Source organism: Geodermatophilus sp. URMC 62 (assembly GCF_052931475.1).
Genome location: NZ_JBRFHY010000001.1, coordinates 1,545,960 through 1,564,068, shown reverse-complemented (window position 1 = coordinate 1,564,068; position 18,109 = coordinate 1,545,960). Strand labels below are relative to the sequence as shown.

Here is an 18,109-nt window from a genome sequence, read left to right as displayed (position 1 = left end):
TTTACTGGTGAGCGGCACGCATGCTACCAATAGCGGTAGTCCGGGTCCCGCTTCGCGGGGCCCGTCGCCGTTTCTAGGGGTGACCTGTTGGTCATCGTTGGGTGGCGTCGGAAATGCGCGGTGAAATGAAGGTGTACGCCGGGTAGCCGGCGGCGGCCCGGGTGTACCTGCAGGCCGACCGCGGCCGAGCAGACGACTACTACCTGACCGAGGGCACCGGCCTGGCCCGCCGCTTCGTGGCCTGTGACGGACGGGTGGCCGAGCGGGCGCCGCTCACGGGCGAGACCTACGAAACCTGGGTGGCCGGCCGCGACCCGGACACCGGTGACCCATGGGGGCGGCTGCGCACCGACGAGCGGGCGGTGCGGTTCGTCGAGGTGGTGGTCAACGGCCCGAAGTCCTGGTCACTGGCAGCGGCCGTGCACTCGGACGTCGCCGCCGCCTACGACGCCGCCCAGGACCGCGCCGCCGCCCAGATCATCGGCTGGCTCGCCGCCCACGCGACCACCCGGGTCGGTCCCCGCGGCGGCCAGGTCCAGGTGCCGGTGGAGGTGCTGGAGGCGGTGACGGTGCGGCACTACACCTCCCGGGCCGGGGATCCGCACCGGCATCTGCACCTGCAGATCGGCGCCCGGGTGTTCGCCGCCGAACAGTGGCGCGGGCTGCACACCGTCGGCGTCCGCGACTTCCTCGCCGCCATCAACGGAATCGGGCACGCCGCGGTCGCCTGCGATCCGCAGTTCCGGGCCACACTCGCCAGCCACGGCTACACCGTGGATGCGACCGGAGAAATACTGGAGCTCGGCGCCTACGTCGGCCCGTTCAGCGCAAGGGCGACGCAGATCGGGCACAACCTGGACCGCTACGAACGCGACTGGATAGCGGCGCACCCCGGAAAACAGCCCGGTCCGGCGCTGCGGCGGGCCTGGGACACCCGCGCCTGGGCCGAGGGGCGCCCGGACAAGGTCATCCCCCGCTCCGGGGCCGACCTCGTGGCACGGTGGCGAGCCGAGCTGGGGTCACTGGGCTATCGCAATCCCGCCCACCCCGTCCCCCTGGCGCCGACTCCGATCGGCGCGCTCAACCGCGAGGCTGCCGTCGACACCGTGCTCACCCGGCTGGCCGCCGGCCGCTCGGCCTGGAACGCCGCCGACATCCGCGGCGAGGTCGAGCGGCTGATCGCCGCGGAGGGCATCGTCGCCGACACGGCGGTGCGCCTGGAGTTGGCCGAGGACCTCACCGCCCGCGCTCTCGACCGGTGCGTTCCCCTGGTCGACCGGGAGGGAGTGCCCGAACACATCCGGTCCTGGACCTCACAGCCGGTGCTCGACGTGGAGACCGACCTGCGCACCCGGTTCGCCGCCCGCGCCGGTCAGCCACCACTGGGTGCACCACGGCCGGCGCCGCCGCCGGCCAGCGCTGTCCGGGGCCTGGACCCCGGTCAGGCCGCCGCAGTCGCCGTCCTGGCCGGCGACCGATGGCTGGTCGTGGTGGAGGGCGCGGCCGGCGCGGGCAAGACCACCACGCTGGCCGCTACCCGCGACCTGCTGCAGCGGCAGGGACGGCGGCTGATGGTGGTCACCCCGACGCTGAAGGCCGCGCAGGTCGCCCGCGCGGAGGTGGGCGCGCCCGCCGGGTCGGCCGCGTCCCTCGCTTTCGCCCACGGCTGGCGCTGGAACGAGCACGGCGAGTGGACCCGACTCGCCCCCGGCGAGCTCGACCCGGTCACCGGCCGCCCCCACACCGGGCCGGCGGAGGAGGCCCGGCTGCGGCCCGGAGATGTACTGGTTGTGGACGAGGCCGGCATGCTCGACCAGGACACCGCCCGCGCTCTGCTCACCGTCGCCGACGAGGGCGGGGCGCGGCTGGCGCTGCTGGGGGACCGCCACCAGCTCGCCGCGGTCGGCCGTGGCGGTGTCCTGGACCTGGCCGCCGCCCAGGTCGACCCGGCCGCCCACCTCACCCTGGAGTCGGTGCACCGCTTCACCCGCACCGACAGCACCGGCCAGACGGTTCCGGACGGCGAGTACGCCGAGCTGACGTTGGCGATGCGGCGGGGTGACACGCCGGGCGCGGTGTTCGACGCCCTCCTCGCCCGCGGCCGGATCCACCTGCACCCCAACCACGCAGCGCTGCAGGACGCCCTGGCCGCGACCGCCACCCAGATCCTCCGGGCGGCCGACGTCGCAGTGGTGGCGGACACCCGCGAGCAGACCAGCGAGCTCAACGCCGCCATCCGCTACCGGCTGGTCACCGACGGCCGCGTCGATAACGTCCGGGTCGTGACCACGCGGGCGGGCCAGCGGATCGGCGCCGGCGACCGGATCGCCACCCGGCGCAACGACCGTGACCTGGGGGTGGCCAACCGGGACACGTGGACCGTCACCGCGGTCGGCCGACGCGGCGGGCTGCTGGTCACCGCCGGCACGGCCACCGGTGACGTCCCCCGCGGCGATGTCACCCCGGCCGGCGCACGGGTCCGGGTGCTGCCCGCCGACTACGTCACCGAGCACGTTGAGCTGGCCTACGCCAGCACCGCGCACGGCGTGCAGGGTGACACCGTTCCCGCCGCGCACGTGGTGATCGGTAACGCGACCGGCGCGGCCTCGGCCTACGTCGGCATGACCCGCGGACGGCTGTCCAACACCGCGCACCTCGTCGCGGCCGACGTGGCCGAGGCCCGGGCGCAGTGGATCGCGGTCTTCGGCCGCGACCGGGCCGACCTCGGCCCCGGCCACGCCGCCGAGCTGGCCGCTCGAGAGGCCGCCCGCGACCGCCAGGACCGGTCGTTTGACCGGACGGCAGCCGCTCCCCGGCGGCCGGTCGCGCCGGTACCGAGCGTCCCCCGGCCCGAGGCGGAACGGCGGGGACCATCCCTCGCCCGTGGGGGCGCCGCGCGGGGCATCGGTCGATGAGCAGGGCCGCCTCCACCGTCGGCTGCGGGCCCGGACACCAGCAAGAGGAGAACCGGAGGATTTCGGAAGCCATCGGTGGTCGGCTGTCACCAATCGCGCCCGAATGGCGCCTTCTCTCGTGACGGAGCACAGCCCACCCGAGCCCACCGGAGGCAACCATGTCCGAGCACACCGCCGGCCACCATCCCGACCTGCTCACCATCAGCGAGGCCGCCGAACTGCTGCGCGCCCCCGTCGCCACCCTCCGGTACTGGCGCCACCTCGGCACCGGCCCGCGCAGCTTTCGCCTCGGCCGGCGCGTCCTCTACCGCCGCGACGATCTCCAGGCGTGGGTCGAGGAACAACTGGGTCGTAGCGCCACCGGATAGCGACCCGGCGAAGGGCCACAGTCCGTGGGTTGACGCCCTCGCCTCGTCGGCTCTCTTCGGCATGCTGCGTGCCCATCCGTTCCGTCCCCAGAAGCGACGACGCCCACCCCGAGCCAGGCCGCGTCGGAGACGTTGAGGAGTCAGCCATGGCGAGTGTTGAGAAGCGGGTCCGCAACGGGCGGACGACCTACGAGGCGCGGTGGCGGGACGACCAGGGCAGACAGCGCAAGAAGTCCTTCAGCAAGAAGGGCGACGCCGATCGTCACGCGGCCACGGTCGAGGCGGACAAGGCGCGCGGCACGTACGTCGAACCCTCGAAGACCACCGTCGCCGAGTACGCCCGGAGGTGGGCGGAGACCCGCCCGCACCGGCCGACCACGGCGCGGCGGACCGAGATGATGATCCGGCTGCACATCGAGGGGACGCGTCTCGGTGGTCGGAGGCTCGCGGACGTGCGCCCGTCCGAGGTCCAGGCGTGGGCCACCGATCGGTCGAGGGTGCTGGCCCCGACCACCCTGCGACAAGCGGTCGGGCTGCTGCGAAGCGTGTACGGGGCCGCGGTCCTCGACAGGCTGGTGGCCTCCTCACCCGTCGTCCGCATCCAACTTCCTCGGCACGAGAGGGAGCGGGTCGTGCCGCTGTTGGTCGAGCAGGTCGCGGCGCTCGCCGGGGCCATGCCACACCGCTACCGGGCCATGGTCCTGACTCAGGCCGGGCTCGGGCTCCGGATCGGCGAGCTGCTCGCGCTTCGCGTCCAGGACGTCGACTTCCTGCGCCGCACCGTGCGGATCGAGTGGCAGTTCACCCAGGGGTCGAAGGGTGAGCGGAGCGAGCCGAAGACCCCCCGGTCGAAGCGGATAATCCCCCTGCCTCGGGTGGTCGCCGAAGCGCTGGCCTCGCACCTGACGGCGTCCCCAGCGGCCGAGGACGGAACGATCTTCACCACAGGGAAGGGCGCCCCGCTCGGGCACGTCTACTACGGCCACAACCTGATGAGCCGGGCGGTGACCAAGGCGGGGTTACCGAAGGGGACGACGAGCCACGACCTGAGACATCACTACGCCAGCGTCCTCCTCGCGGCCGGCGAGTCGGTCGTCGCGGTGGCGGAGCGGCTGGGGCACGAGGACGCCTCGCTGGTCCTGAGCACCTACGGGCACCTGATGCCGGACTCGGACGACCGGACGCGGGGCGCCATCGACGCGGCGTGGGACATGGCCAGCGCCTTGTGTGCCCCAGATGTGCCCCAGGGCGCCCAGACGGTCCGCTAGTCGGTCAGCTCCACCACAACCGGGGCGTGGTCGCTGGCGCCCTTGCCCTTGCGCTCCTCGCGATCTACCAGGGCATTCGTCACCCGCGAGGCGAGTTCGGGGGAGCCGAGGACGAAGTCGATCCGCATGCCCTCGCGCCGCGGGAAGCGCAGCTGGGTGTAGTCCCAGTAGGTGTAGACGCCGGGACCGGGCGCGTGCGGCCGGACGACGTCGGCGTACCCGGCGTCCACGACCGCGCGGAACGCCGCCCGCTCGGGCTCGGAGACGTGCGTCGAGTGGGAGAAGACGTTCACGTCCCACACGTCCTCGTCCCGGGGGGCGATGTTCCAGTCACCGACGAGGGCCACCTGGGCGCCGGGGTCGGCGGCCAGCCAGCCGCCGGCCGCGGTGCGCAGCGCGGCCAGCCACGCGAGCTTGTAGTCGTAGTGCGGGTCGCCCAGCGCCCGACCGTTGGGCACGTAGAGGCTCCACACCCGCACGCCGCCGCAGGTGGCCCCCAGCGCGCGGGCCTCCTCGGTGGGGTCGGCGCCCTCCTTGCTGCTCCAGGTCGGCATCCCGGGGAAGCCGACCTCGACGTCGGAGAGCCCGACGCGAGAGAGCACCGCGACGCCGTTCCACTGCGAGTGGCCGACGTGGGCGACCTCGTAGCCCAGCTCGGTGAAGCGCTCGGTGGGGAACTGGTCGTCGCGGCACTTGGTCTCCTGCAGGGCCAGGACGTCGACGTCGCGCCGCTGCAGCCAGGCGACCACCCGGTCGGCGCGGGTGCGGACGGAGTTCACGTTCCAGGTCGCGAGGCGCACGGCACCCGAGCGTAACGAGAGCCGGCGCCCGGGACGGCTCCGACAGGAGACCACGGTCACGTCCTCCCGGGTGACCTGCGCGTTCACGGGGTACGGAGCCGCCGTGACTGCCAGGTACCAGTGGGACGATGGCCGGATGACCACGCCCTGGACGACGCGGACCCTGGCTGCCCGCCGGGTGCGGTCGTGACCGACCACGACGACCTCACCCGTCCGATCGGCGACGCGCCGGCCCTCCCGCCGGTGCCGGGCGCCACGGCCCACGGGCGCGACGAGGGGTCCGCGCGGGGGCGACTGGGGTCGCGGTCCCTGGGCGCCGTCCTCGGGCTGACCGTCGCGAACACCGTCGTCCCCGGCACCGCCTACCTCGCCTCCGGACGCCGGAAGCTGGGCGCCGCCGTCCTCGTCGTCTTCCTGCTGCTCGTGGCCGGCGGCGTCTGGCTGGCCACGGCCGGGCAGCGCACTGCGGCGCGGCTGCTGGTCGACCCCACGAGCCTGGACTGGGTGCTCGCCGGGATCGTCGCGGTGGCCCTCGCCTGGGTCCTCGTCGTCGTCACCGGCTACCGGTCGCTGCTGCCGCGGCGCAGCTCGCGCCCGAGGCTCGCCGTCGGGGCGCTGCTGGTCGTCGCCCTAGTCGCTGCGGTCGCCTACCCGGCCTACCGGGTCGGCACGGTGGCGGTGGCCCAGCGCGGCCTCCTCGACGGCCTGTTCGGCGACGACCGCCAGTCGGCCACCGTCGACGACGCCGCCGACCCGTTCGGCAGCAAGGAGCGGGTCAACGTCCTGCTGCTCGGCGGCGACGGCGGCGAGGGCCGCGAGGGCGTGCGCACCGACACGGTGATCGTGGCCAGCATCGACACCGACACCGGTGACACGACGCTGTTCAGCCTGCCGCGCAACCTCGAGGACCTGCCGTTCCCGGCCGACAGCCCGCTGGCCGCGCTGTACCCGAACGGCTTCGACGCCGGCAGCGAGAGCGAGAGCCTGCTCAACTCCGTCTACCGCAACGGCCCCGCCGCCCACCCGGACGTCCTCGGGCCCACCGACGACCCCGGCGCGGACTTCCTCAAGCTCGGCGTCGGCGAGGCGCTCGGCCTGGACATCGACTACTTCGTCCTGGTCAACCTCGACGGGTTCAGCCGGCTGGTGGACGCGCTCGGCGGGATCACGGTCGACGTCAACTACTACGTGCCGATCAACGGCATCACCGGCGAGGAACTCCCGGACGACTACATCGCCCCCGGGCCCGACCAGCACATGGACGGCTACACGGCGCTGCAGTTCGCGCGTGGCCGGTACGGGCTGACCGACTACGACCGGATGGACCGGCAGCGCTGCGCGATCAAGGCGATCATCGACGCGGCCGACCCGATCACCCTGCTCGAGCAGTACCAGGAGCTCGCGGCCACGACGCAGGACATCGTCAGCACCGACATCCCGCGCTCGGCGCTCGACGACTTCGTCGACCTGGCCTTCCTGGTCAAGGACGCCGAGGTGCGCAGCGTCGTCTTCGACACCAGCCTGATCAACCCCGCCTACCCCGACTACGACCTGATGCGGCGGATCGTGTCCGACTCCCTGGCGCCTGCGGCCGCGGCATCTGCCTCTGCCGCACCGGCGGCGTCCTCGACGGCTCCCGCAGGGTCCGGCGACCAGGCGCCCGGCGCCGGGGACGCCACCGCCGGGGACGCCACCCCCGGGCAGACGCCGGCAGCGCCGACCACCACGCCCGCCGCCGAGGTCGGCGACGCCTGCGCGTACGACCCGGTCCGGGCACAGGCAGCCCTCGACGCCGGCGAGCCACCGAGCAAGAACGGCTGAGCCGCGGGGGGTGGGAACCGATGTGAGGGGTGCCGGGTCTTGTGCGTGCGCACGCACGTCTGCATACTACGTGCGTCCGCACACATCCTCCCGAGAGGACCTCCGATGTCCGCCCTGCTGCACGTTGCCGCCTCCCCGCGCGGATCGGCCTCCGAGTCCCAAGCGCTGGCCGCCACCTTCCTGACCGCCTTCGCCGAGACCCACCCGGGCGTCCCGGTCGACACCCTCGACCTCTGGGACGGCACGTTGCCGGCCTTCGGCGCTGAGGCCACGGCCGGCAAGATGGCCCTCTTCGCCGGCCAGGAGCCCCAGGGGGAGGCTGCCGAGGCCTGGCGGGCGGTCGAGGCGACGTTCCGCCGCTTCGACGCCGCCGACCGCTACCTGTTCAGCGTGCCGATGTGGAACGCCGGCGTGCCCTACGTCCTCAAGCAGTTCATCGACGTGGTCAGCCAGCCGGGCCTGCTGTTCGGCTTCGACCCCGACACCGGCTACCGCGGCCTGCTCACCGGCAAGAAGGCCGCCGTCGTGTACACCAGCGCCGTGTACGGGCCCGGCCGCGGTCCCGCCTTCGGGTCGGACTTCCAGAGCACCTTCTTCACCGACTGGCTGCACTGGGCCGGGATCACCGACGTCACCGAGATCCACCTGCGGCCCGACCTGGTCGCCGACGACGTCGACGTCCGCCGGGGGCTGGCGCACGCGCAGGCCCGCGACGCGGGCAAGACCTTCTGAGGCGCCTCAGCGCCGCTCCTCGGCCTCCAGCACGCGGGCCAGCGCGCGGGAGAGGACGGCGATCTCCTCGTCGTCGAGGTGGCGGGTGTAGTGGGCCTCGATACCGGCGAGGTAGTCCGGGGCGGCGGCGCGCAGCCGTTCCCGGCCCTCGTCGGTGAGGACGGCGAACAGCGACCGCCGGTCGTCGGGATTGGGCTCGCGCCGGACCAGGCCGGCGCGCTGGAGCTCGTCGACCACCCGGCTGACCCGCTCCCGGCTGAGGACCACCCGGGCCCCCAGCTCGCTCATCCGCAGCCGGCGCCCGGGCGCGGCGTTGAGCTCGAGCAGGGCGTCGTACCAGGCCAGGGGCAGCCGGTGCGGTGCCAGGGCGCGCTCCAGCTGCGGGAGCACGGCGGCGTGCACCCGGAGCAGCAGGGCCCACGGGAGCACCCGGTCGACCGGCTCCGCCACGCCCCGACCCTAGCGAGGACGCGGGGACGGGCGGCCGGGACGTCGGCCCGCCTCCAACCCCCCGCAGCCTGCCACCCGCCGTCTGGTTGGCTCGGCCGGAGCAGCCGGTCGCGGGCCGGCGGGGACGGAGGCGAGATGGGCGGCGGTCCGGCACGGGCTGGGGACGGCGGGACGACGGCGCGGCGGGAGCGGCTGGTCGCGCTGCTGGTCCTCGGCATCGGCGTGGTGCTGCTGGTGTCCTCACCGACGTGGTTCGCCAGCGACCGCACCGTCGTCGGCGTCGCGCAGCTGGCCCTGGGCGTCGTCCTGCTCGCGGTCGGCGGGTTCCTGCTGCGCCGGTCGCGCCAGGCGCGCTGAGCTCCGCGTTGCAGTGCGGCCGTGACGGGCACCACACTCCGGGGACCGAGCGGACCCCAGGACGGAGGACGTGCGTGGAGCTGCAGAAGAAGCGACTGCTCGAGATCCTGCGAACGGAGGGCGACCACTCGACCGCGGACGCGGTGGAGAACGGGTTGCCCGACGACATCGACACCGACCGCGACGCCGACGCCCTGTCCGGGGTGGGCCTCGACCGCACCCCGCTGATGGCCAAGCTCGCGGCCGCGGGCTTCGGGACCAGCCTGTCCCCCTGAACCGGCGGGGAGGCCAGCACGTGCGCCGGGGCCGGCACCTCGGGGAGGTGCCGGCCCCGGCGTCGTGCGGGGGAGCCGTCGGGCCCGGGGCTCAGCCGACCCAGGGACGCTCGCGGGCGAGCTCCTCCTTGGCCACCCCGCGGATGTGCACGGCGTCGGGGCCGTCGACGATCCGCAGCGTGCGGGCGCTGGCGTAGAAGCGGGCCAGCACGGTGTCGTTGCTGACGCCGGCGCCGCCGTGCACCTGGATGGCGCGGTCGATGACGTCGAGGGCGACCCGCGGGGCGGCGACCTTGATGGCCGAGATCTCGGTCCGGGCGCCCTTGGCCCCGAACTTGTCGATGAGGTCGGCCGCCTTGAGGACGAGGAGGCGGGCCTGGTCGATCTCGATCCGGGACAGCGCGATGGCCTCGCGCACGGTGCCCTGCTCGGCCAGCGGCCGGCCGAAGGCGACCCGCTTCTGGGTCCGGTCCACCATGAGCGCCAGCGCCCGCTCGGCCATGCCGATGGCGCGCATGCAGTGGTGGATGCGGCCGGGACCCAGCCGCGCCTGGGCGATCATGAAGCCGTCGCCCTCCCCGGAGAGGATGTTCGACACCGGCACCCGGACGTCGGTGAAGCGCAGCTCCGAGTGGCCGTGCTGGTCCTGGTACCCGAACACCGGCAGGTGCCGGACGATCTCCAGGCCCGGGGTGTTGCGCGGGACGAGCACCATCGACTGCTGCCGGTGCGGCGCGCCCTCGGGGTCGGTCTTGCCCATGACGATGAAGATCTGGCAGCGCTCGTCGGCGGCACCGCTGGTCCACCACTTGCGGCCGTTGATCACGTACTCGTCGCCGTCGCGCACGATCGAGGTCTGGATGTTGCGCGCGTCGGAGGAGGCGACGTCGGGCTCGGTCATCGCGAAGCCGGAGCGGATCTCGCCCTCCAGCAGCGGCTCGAGCCAGCGCTGCTTCTGCTCGGGCGTCCCGAACAGCATCAGCGTCTCCATGTTGCCCGTGTCAGGGGCGCCGCAGTTGGTGACCTCCGGCGCGATCACCGGCGACCAGCCCATGATCTCGGCGACCGACGCGTACTCGAGGTTGGAGAGGCCACCGAGCTCGTGGTGGAAGAGGTTCCAGAGGCCGCGGGCGCGGGCCTCCTTCTTGAGGTCCTCGAGGACCGGGGGGTGTCCGTGGTCGTCATGACCGCGTTCGGCGCGCCAGGCGTCGTAGACCGGCTCGGCGGGGAAGACCTGCTCACGCATGAAGTCCCACATCCGGCCGCAGACGTCCTCGGCTCGGGCGGAGAGGGCGAAGTCCATGCCCGGAAGGTAGCCCGCTGCGTGACCGTCGTCGCACCGGGGTTCGGCCCCGTTCCGCCTCGTTCCCGGGAGCCAGGACGCCGGGAGCCGGGCACCCCGTGAGGTGCCCGGCTCCCTGGTGGCGTACCGAACGGGGGTCCTCCCTCAGGCGCGCGAGGGCCGGGCGATGCGGTCGTTGACCGGGCCGAGGGCGATCACCAGGCCGACGACGGCCGTGGCGATGTGCAGCACGTTGTCGGCGGCGTTGATGTTGAGGAAGTCCCATGGCTGGTTGATCGCGATGAGGCCGTAGACGAAGGCCGCCGCGTAACCGACGGCCAGCAGCCAGCCGTAGGTGCGGGCGCCGGCCAGGGTGCGGGACAGCGCGATCCCGGCCAGGCCGATGACGATGTGCACGATGTTGTGCAGCGGGTTGATCATGAAGATCAGGAGCATCTCGTCCTGCGCGTTGTCGGCGAAGGAGTCGAACCCCGTGACGAAGAAGCCGACGATGCCCACCAGGAGGTAGACGACCCCAAACGCGAGGGCGAGGGTCTGGGGCCAGGTGCGCCCCGGGTGGGCGCCGGTGTTGCCTGCGGATGCGGCCATGGTGGGTTCCTCCGGGATGTGGTTCCCGCCGACGTGGCGGGTGTCGATCGAGCGGTTACCCCGGCGTGATCAGCGGTAACGAGACTCCCCCCACCGGGGGAGCCCCGTCACCGGAACGCGATCGTCGCCGGCGCGGTGCACCCGGACTTCGCACCGAGCCGGCCACCCGGTTCGCCCGGCTCCCCCGGAGGGAGGAGCCCAGCCTCAGGACCCGGGCGTCAGGCCCTCGGCCTCAGGACCCCGGCGTCAGGGCTCGACCGTCAGGGCCTCGGCGTCAGGGCCTCGGCGTCGGGCGGGAGCGGCGGACGACGAACGGGCCGATGGCCAGCAGGTCCACCGGCGCGGAGCCGAAGCACTCCAGGGCGTCGCGCGGGTCGTCGACCATGGGCCGGCCGGCGGTGTTGAGGCTGGTGTTCACCACGACGGGGATCCCCGTGCGCCGCTCGAACGCCGCGATGGTGCGGTGCACCAGCGGCTCGGTCGCGGGGTCGATCGTCTGGATGCGCGCCGTCCCGTCGACGTGGGTGACCGTCGGGATGCGGTCCTTCCACTCCGGCGCGACGTCGTGCACGAAGAGCATGTACGGCGAGGGGATCGGGCCGCGGCTGAAGATCTCCGGAGCCCGCTCCAGCAGCACCATCGGCGCCACGGGGCGGAACTGCTCGCGGCCCTTGACGTCGTTCATCCGCTCGAGGTTGGCCTCGTACCCGGGGTGGGCCAGCAGCGACCGGTGGCCCAGCGCCCGCGGGCCGTACTCGCTGCGGCCCTGGAACCAGGCGACGATGCCGTTGTCGGCGAGCGCCTCGGCCACGGCCTCGGCGACGTCGTCCGGGCGCTCGTAGTCGATCGCCGCCGTCTGCAGCCACCGCTCGATCTCGTCGTCGCTCCACCCGCGGCCCAGCGCCGCCCCCGGCATCGGCTCGGTGCGCTCGCCGAGCTCGTGCGCCACGTGCAGGGCGCTGCCCAGCGCGGTGCCGGCGTCGCCGGCGGCCGGCTGCACCCAGACCTCCTCGAACGGGCTCTCGGCGAGGATGCGGGTGTTGGCCACGCAGTTGAGCGCGGTGCCGCCGGCCAGGGTGAGGGTCTTCTCGCCGGTCTGCTCGTGCACCCAGCGGGCCAGGTCGACGAGCACCTCCTCCAGCCGGGTCTGGACGCTGGCGGCGAGGTCGGCGTGGTCCTCGGTCCACGGCTCGTCCTTGCCCAGGCGCGGCGCGAACTCGGCGAAGTCGATCCGCTCGGTGCGGAAGCCGCCGTCGTCGGTGGCGCGGATGAGCTCGGACAGCTCGCCGAGGAAGCGCGGCTTGCCGTAGGAGGCCATCGCCATGACCTTGAACTCGTCGGAGCTGCGCAGGAAGCCCAGGTGGTCGGTGAGCTCCTCGTACATCAGGCCGAGCGAGTGGGGGAGCGCCTGGCCGGCGAGGATCTCCAGCTGCCCGTCGACGTAGCGGCCGGCCAGGTGGCTGTGGGCCTCGCCGCGGCCGTCGAGCACGAGGACCGCGTTGTCGCGCTGGGGGGCGGCCTTGCCGGCGGAGGCGGCGTGCGCGACGTGGTGCTTGACGAAGTGCACCTTCGCGGGGTCGAGACCCGGCAGCGCGTGGGCGAGGAAGTCCGGCGCCATCTCGGCGTACCGCTTGCGCATGACGTCGCCGTCGTCGAAGAGACCCGTCTCCTCCGGGGTGACCATCAGCGCCGGGTCGAAGGAGTAGGCGACGGCGTCGAGCTCCTCGGGGCGGATGCCCGCCTCGGCCAGGCACCACGCCGCCGACAGCTCGGGCAGCTCCCAGGCGCTCCACGGCAGCGGGCGCTTGCCGTGCTTGCGCCGGCTGAACCGCTCCTCCTCGGCCGCGGCCACGACGTGTCCGTCGACGACCAGAGCCGCCGCCGGGTCGTGGTAGATGGCGTTGATGCCGAGGACCTTCACGTGCGCTCTCCTCCCGCACCGGGCGCGGTGCCCGGCTCTCCGGCCTTGATCATCGACGTCTCCCCGCGGTCCCGCAGGGTGAGCACCCGGTGCGGTGACCGGCCCGGCCGGGTACTGCAACGGCAGTCATGGCGGTGCCTGTCGTCGGGCGCGGTAGTGGGCGCGGGCTTGGACGTGGCGTCGTTGGCGCCATCAGGCCGAGTCAGCGAGGGGCACGCGGGTTCTGGCGCGCAGGTGGGTCTGCCTGTCGAGGCCGGCGGACCCCGCGCGTCAGGGTGCGCAGATGTCTGGCGGGATGCTGGAGTTGCAGGTGTTGTGGCGGAACTCGATCCCCTCGCCCACCGGGCGCAGGATCGGGTTCAGGTCGGGTGAGCCCAGCACGACGTCGACGGGGGCGTTGCCGGTGATCGTGTTGCCGGCCACCTCGACGTCTTCGACCGGACCGGGATCGGTGCCCAGCGGGTTGTTGAACGGCGGCTGCGTGAGGAGCACGAGTCCGCCGGCCGGGCTGGCGAGCACGGCGGGGTCCACGCCGGGCGTGTTGTCCTGGATGACGTTGTGCTCGATGTCCACGTCATCGGCGTTCGTGATCTGCACGCCGACGCCGGAGAGGATCGCTGTGCCACGACCTCGGGTCGACCGGCAGAGCAGGTCGTTCTCGGCCGACCGGTTGCCGGCAACCTTCCAGTCCCCGCCTTCGACATTCCGGGTCGCGTCCGGGATCTCGGTGAGCGCGTCGTCGAAGACCACGACGCCGAGGCAGTTGCCGCTCACGCTGTTGCCGACGATGCGTCCGCCGCGGGACTCGCGGGCGAAGAGGCCGATGTTGTAGCCCTCGACCACGTTACCGGCGATGCGGGCGCGCGCGTCCTCGGAGTCAGCGACGGCGATCGCGGCAGTGCCCCTGTCGGGTTGGTCGGCGGTGCCGCGGTCGACGCCCACCTCGACGTTGTCGACGATCCGGCTGCCAGTCGAGTCGGCTGCCAGGATGCCGTAGCGGCCATGCCCGTAGCCCTTGGTGTCGCTGACGTCCAAGCCGTCGGCACCCCACGCGGCGATCCCGTGGGCGGGGTGGTTGCGGGTCTGGAGGGCTGTCACGTCGACGGGGCCGTCCGGGTTCAGGAAGAACAGCCCGGACACGTTGTCCGACACGTCGCCAGGGGGGGTCTCCGCAGGATCGACGCGCTCCTGTTCCGTCCAGCAGGCCGCAGGCTCGACGGCCGGTGGCTCGTCCAGCGGCCAGTCGATGATCGTCTCGTCGCGCCCCGAGCCGACAATCGTGAGGCCCTTGCCTTCGATGCACACGGCCTCGGTGTAGGTGCCGGGCGCGATCTTGAGTGTGTCGCCGGACGCGGCGTCGTCCACGGCGTCCTGGATGGTCTTGTACCGCTCGCCCGGTCCCACCTCGAGGGTGTGCCCGGCTGCGGCGGCGACGCCTGACGGGAGGACGGCGAGCAACAGGCCTGTCGCGCTGGCCACCGCCAGGCCGCGAACCGTCCCGGCACGAGACCTCGGCTTCGTCGTCGGGGTGTGGTGCATGGTGTGAGGCCTCTTTCGGTAGCAGGGCATGCCCACGGGTCCGCGCGTCCGCTGGTCGGAGGTGACCTGGATCCTGTGAGGTTCCTGCCCGATGCCGGTCCATCCTCGATCGCCGTGCCCAGCGGTGTCCAGACGCCCGGAGCGGAATCTCTCCTCCGGAGACGGCCTCCGTACTGCAACGGCACCTGCCGAGCGCCGGCCCCGTGACCTGCGAGGAAGGTGTGTGCCGCGCAAGCCTCGCAACGGGCCTTCGGAGTCCTGACCTGCTGTTCTCGTACGGACGATGAGCACGTGCCGTTGCAGTACTAGAGCGGGGGGCGCCGCGTCCCCCAGTCGGTCGCCGACTCGTAGGCCCGTCCCACGCGGAGCACCCCGGCCTCGTCGAAGGGCCGGCCGATGACCTGCAGGCCGATGGGGAGCCCGGTGGAGGTGAAGCCGCACGGCACGGACAGCGCCGGCAGGCCGGTGACGTTGCCCGGGGCCGAGTGGCCGACCCAGGCGTCGATCACCGCCTTCTCCCTCCCGCCGGGGAAGGTGAAGGTCTGCTGCCCCACCTCGGCCGCGGCGGCGGGCAGGGTCGGGCACACCAGCGCGTCGAGACCCTCGAAGGCGCGGCGGAACGCCTGCTGCACCAGCGTGCGCACGCGCAGGGCCTTGATGTACTGGGTGGCCAGCACCGTCTCGCCGGCCTCGAGGAACACCCGGACGTCGTCGGTGTACAGCTCCCCGGACTCGCGCAGCAGCTCCTGGTGGTACGCGCTGGCCTCGGGACGAGCACCCCGAACTCGACGGCCATCATCTGCTCGGCGAAGGGGATCTCCACCTCCCGCAGCCTCGCCCCCTGTGCCTCGAGGACGCCGATGGCCTCCCGGACGGCGGACTCCACCTCGGGGTCGACGTCGTCGAAGAAGTAGGTGGTCGGCACGCCGAGCGTCAGGCCGCGGACCCCGGCCTCCAGGTCGGCGGTGAAGTCGGGGACGGGCTCGGACGCCGAGCCCGGGTCGCGGGCGTCGAAGCCGGCGATCGCCTGGAGCGTCAGGGCCGCGTCGCGCACGGTGCGGGTGAGGGGTCCGGCGTGGTCGAGCGACCAGCACAGGGACGTGATGCCGTGGCGCGAGACGCGGCCGTAGGTCGGCTTGAGGCCGACGGTGCCGCACACCGACGCCGGGATGCGGATCGAGCCGCCGGTGTCGGTGCCCATCCCCACCAGGCACTCGCCGGCCGCCACCGCCGCGCCCGAGCCGCCGCTCGAGCCGCCCGGCACGCGACCGGTGTCCCAGGGGTTGCGGGTCGTGGGCGTCAGCACGCCGTAGGCGAACTCGTGGGTGTGCGTCTTGCCCACCACGACCGCGCCGGCGTCACGGAGCCGGGCCACGCAGGCGGAGTCCTCCGTCGCGACGTGCTCGGCGCGGACCGCGGAGCTGGACGTGGTCGGCAGGCCGGCGACGTCGTAGAGGTCCTTGATGCCCACCGGGATGCCGTGCAGGGGCCCACGGTGGCCGCCGTCGGCGATCTCCCGCTCCGCCTGCCGCGCCGCCTCCAGCGCCTGCTCGGCGGTGACGACGACGAAGGCGTTCAGCCGGCCCTCGACCGCCTCGATGCGGTCGAGCGCGGACTGCACGAGTTCGACCGGGGACAGGGTGCGCTGCTCGATCTGGCGGGCGGCCTCGGCGATGTCGAGCTCGGAGGGCTGCACGTCCTCACGCCCACCGCGCGTCGAAGGCGGCGGCCGGGGGCGTCTCGCCCACGGCGATCTCGTCGAGGCTGTCGTACAGCCCGAGGACCATGGTCACGGCCGGACCCGCCGCGGCCCGTCGCTCGGTGCTGAGGTCCAGACGGGCGTGGGCGAGCAGCTGGTCGAACGCCTCGTCGCCGAGCGGCGACCGTTCTGCCGGGGCCATGGGCCACCTCTTCCGGGTCGGGTGTGACGTGCGGCACAGCATGCCCGAGGTCGGGGTGGTCAGCCGCCGCGGACCTGGAGCAGGTCGTTGGCCTCGATCGCCTTGAGCGCGAGGGTCTTGTAGCCGACCTCGTCGAAGAGGACGACGACGCGGTCGTCCTCGACCCGCATGACCATCCCCGGCCCCCACTCGGTGTGCACGACCGGCGTCTCGGGTGGGAACGGGGTGTCGGCGTCGACGACGGTGGCGTGCTCCTGCGCGGTGCCGGCGGAGCAGGTGTCGCAGTTGCCGCATGGCTCGTCGAGCTGCTCCCCGAAGTAGCCGAGCAGGAACTGGCGGCGGCAGTCGGTGGTCTCGGCGTAGCCGCGCATCATCTCGACCCGGCTCTGGTCGACCCGCTCGTGGTGCTCGGCCAGCTCGCGCGCGGCGGCCGCGGCCTCGCCGGGGGACGGTGCGCCCTCGGCCGGGTGAGCGGCGCCCTCCTCGTCGAGGACGACGGCCGAGACCTGCTCGAGCAGGTTGAGGTCGCGGGCCAGGGGGGTGGCGGGGCGGCCGGTCTCCTCGCGCAGCTGCTTGACGTCGACGCCGTCCTCGACCCCGGCGGCCGGCGCCGCGGCGACCAGCCCGGCCACCTGCTGCAGCTCCTCCTCGGCGGGGGCGCCGGCGGCGAAGAAGCGGCGCAGGCCGAGGTCCTCCTGCCGGTAGACCAGGACGGCGAGCGCCGGGTCGCCGTCGCGGCCGGCGCGGCCGATCTCCTGGTAGTAGCTGTCGACGGAGTCGGCCGGCTCGGCGTGGACGACGAAGCGGGTGCCGGGCTTGTCGATGCCCATGCCGAAGGCGGTGGTGGCGACGACGACGTCGAGCTCGTCGTCCATCCACGCGCGCTGGGCGTCCTCGCGCTCGCTCTTCTTCAGGCCCGCGTGGTAGGCCCGGGCGCGCAGCCCGCGCTCGGTCAGCGCCTCCGCGAGGTCCAGCGTGCCCTTGCGGGTGGCGCTGTAGACGATGCCCGGGCCGCGGCCGGCCTCCACCTCGCCGGCCGCCCGGTCGAGCACCGCCTGCCGCTTGGCGTGCGCGTCGGCGTGGTGGTCGACCTCCAGCCGGATCTCCGGCCGGTCGAAGCCGGCGACGACGACCTCCGGGTCGCGCATCGACAGCCGCTCGAGGATCTCGGCGCGCACCGGCGGGGCGGCGGTGGCGGTGAGCGCCAGCACCGTCGGGTGCCCCAGCTGCTCGACCACCTGGCCCAGCCGCAGGTAGTCGGGGCGGAAGTCGTGGCCCCAGGCGGAGACGCAGTGCGCCTCGTCGACGACGAACAGCGCCGGGCCGGCGTCGCGGACGGCGTCGACCACCTCGGACTTGGCCAGCTGCTCGGGTGCGAGGAAGAGGTAGCGGACCGTTCCGTCCGCCAGCCCCTCCAGGGCTGCGCGCTGGTCGCCGGCCGACAGGCTGGAGTTGAGCTGGGCGGCGCGGCCGACGGCGTCCCCGAGTTCGTCGAGCCGCTCCACCTGGTCGCGCTGCAGCGCGATCAGCGGCGAGACGACGAGCACCGGACCGTCGAGCAGTTGCCCGGCCACCTGGTACACCGCCGACTTCCCGGCCCCCGAGGGCAGCACCGCCAGCGTGTCCTGGCCGGCGAGGACGGCCTGCATCGCGCGTTCCTGCCCCGGGCGGAAGTCGTCGAAGCCGAGGACGTCGCGAGCCGTCTCGCGCAGCCGGCGGGTGCGGACGGAGGCCGAGCCGCCGGCGGGGTTGTCCTGCTTCTCTCGGGGCACCGGCACGCGCTGCCCGGGGCCCGAGATCGGCAAACGGAACCCTGCTGGACGCTGGGCTCCGCGGGCTCGGCCGCGTCTCCGCGGGAACGCGACGGGAAC

General features: G+C 73.5%; 15 protein-coding genes and 2 pseudogenes. 7 read left to right on the top strand and 10 right to left on the bottom strand.

Translation table 11 applies throughout. The features are described 5' to 3' along the window. Positions 1-161 precede the first annotated feature (161 nt). The 3 genes and pseudogenes from mobF to ACU616_RS07515 form a co-directional block, all read left to right on the top strand. A pseudogene (mobF, locus tag ACU616_RS07525) lies at positions 162-2,807 on the top strand (MobF family relaxase); the annotation flags it as partial. 266 nt (positions 2,808-3,073) lie between these two features. Then, positions 3,074-3,283: a helix-turn-helix transcriptional regulator gene (locus ACU616_RS07520; protein ID WP_091161178.1), complete on the top strand. Its 210-nt coding sequence runs from the start codon at positions 3,074-3,076 to the stop codon at positions 3,281-3,283. A 146-nt stretch (positions 3,284-3,429) separates the two neighbouring features. Continuing rightward, positions 3,430-4,551, top strand: coding sequence for a tyrosine-type recombinase/integrase (locus tag ACU616_RS07515; RefSeq protein ID WP_446757853.1), 1,122 nt, complete (start codon positions 3,430-3,432; stop codon positions 4,549-4,551). Here the strand turns inward: ACU616_RS07515 and ACU616_RS07510 are convergent. Then, positions 4,548-5,351, bottom strand: a complete 804-nt coding sequence (locus tag ACU616_RS07510; RefSeq protein WP_446757852.1) for an exodeoxyribonuclease III — start codon at positions 5,349-5,351, stop codon at positions 4,548-4,550. The genes ACU616_RS07515 and ACU616_RS07510 overlap by 4 nt on opposite strands. Positions 5,352-5,537: 186 nt before the next feature. Here ACU616_RS07510 and ACU616_RS07505 point away from each other — a divergent pair, with 186 nt between their 5' ends. Beyond that, positions 5,538-7,172, top strand: a complete 1,635-nt coding sequence (locus ACU616_RS07505) for an LCP family protein (RefSeq protein ID WP_446757851.1) — start codon at positions 5,538-5,540, stop codon at positions 7,170-7,172. 105 nt (positions 7,173-7,277) lie between these two features. Further along, positions 7,278-7,904: an FMN-dependent NADH-azoreductase gene (locus ACU616_RS07500; protein WP_446757850.1), complete on the top strand. Its 627-nt coding sequence runs from the start codon at positions 7,278-7,280 to the stop codon at positions 7,902-7,904. A 6-nt stretch (positions 7,905-7,910) separates the two neighbouring features. Here ACU616_RS07500 and ACU616_RS07495 read toward each other — a convergent pair whose 3' ends face one another. Further along, positions 7,911-8,354: a MarR family winged helix-turn-helix transcriptional regulator gene (locus ACU616_RS07495; protein ID WP_446757849.1), complete on the bottom strand. Its 444-nt coding sequence runs from the start codon at positions 8,352-8,354 to the stop codon at positions 7,911-7,913. 135 nt (positions 8,355-8,489) lie between these two features. Between ACU616_RS07495 and ACU616_RS07490 the strand changes: the two genes are divergently transcribed. Both ACU616_RS07490 and ACU616_RS07485 read left to right on the top strand, forming a co-directional pair. Then, positions 8,490-8,711 carry a hypothetical protein gene (locus ACU616_RS07490; RefSeq protein ID WP_446757848.1) on the top strand — a complete coding sequence of 74 codons (222 nt, stop codon included), beginning with the start codon at positions 8,490-8,492 and terminating at the stop codon, positions 8,709-8,711. 74 nt (positions 8,712-8,785) lie between these two features. Beyond that, entirely contained in the window at positions 8,786-8,986 is a 201-nt protein-coding gene (locus ACU616_RS07485; protein WP_446757847.1) for a hypothetical protein, read from the top strand. A 91-nt stretch (positions 8,987-9,077) separates the two neighbouring features. On the opposite strand, the gene ACU616_RS07480 is transcribed toward ACU616_RS07485, so the two are convergent. The 8 genes and pseudogenes from ACU616_RS07480 to ACU616_RS07445 all read right to left on the bottom strand — a co-directional run bounded on the left by ACU616_RS07480 (position 9,078) and on the right by ACU616_RS07445 (position 18,010). Further along, the gene (locus ACU616_RS07480) at positions 9,078-10,289 is read right to left on the bottom strand and encodes an acyl-CoA dehydrogenase family protein (protein WP_446757846.1); all 1,212 of its coding nucleotides are present in this window, start codon (positions 10,287-10,289) and stop codon (positions 9,078-9,080) included. 144 nt (positions 10,290-10,433) lie between these two features. Further along, positions 10,434-10,877, bottom strand: coding sequence for a DUF4383 domain-containing protein (locus ACU616_RS07475; protein ID WP_446757845.1), 444 nt, complete (start codon positions 10,875-10,877; stop codon positions 10,434-10,436). A gap of 274 nt (positions 10,878-11,151) precedes the next feature. Next, positions 11,152-12,798 (bottom strand): carbamoyltransferase family protein, encoded by a 1,647-nt coding sequence (locus ACU616_RS07470; RefSeq protein ID WP_446757844.1) that lies wholly within the window; start codon positions 12,796-12,798, stop codon positions 11,152-11,154. Between the two features lie 270 nt (positions 12,799-13,068). Continuing rightward, a complete protein-coding gene (locus ACU616_RS07465; RefSeq protein WP_446757843.1) occupies positions 13,069-14,337 on the bottom strand; it encodes a right-handed parallel beta-helix repeat-containing protein in 1,269 nt (422 codons plus the stop codon). A 305-nt stretch (positions 14,338-14,642) separates the two neighbouring features. After that, positions 14,643-15,014, bottom strand: coding sequence for an amidase family protein (locus ACU616_RS07460; protein WP_446757842.1), 372 nt, complete (start codon positions 15,012-15,014; stop codon positions 14,643-14,645). A gap of 161 nt (positions 15,015-15,175) precedes the next feature. Next, a pseudogene (locus ACU616_RS07455) lies at positions 15,176-15,958 on the bottom strand (amidase); the annotation flags it as partial. A 79-nt stretch (positions 15,959-16,037) separates the two neighbouring features. Beyond that, positions 16,038-16,238, bottom strand: coding sequence for a hypothetical protein (locus ACU616_RS07450; RefSeq protein WP_446757841.1), 201 nt, complete (start codon positions 16,236-16,238; stop codon positions 16,038-16,040). A 59-nt stretch (positions 16,239-16,297) separates the two neighbouring features. After that, positions 16,298-18,010, bottom strand: a complete 1,713-nt coding sequence (locus ACU616_RS07445; RefSeq protein ID WP_446757840.1) for a RecQ family ATP-dependent DNA helicase — start codon at positions 18,008-18,010, stop codon at positions 16,298-16,300. Positions 18,011-18,109 lie beyond the last annotated feature (99 nt).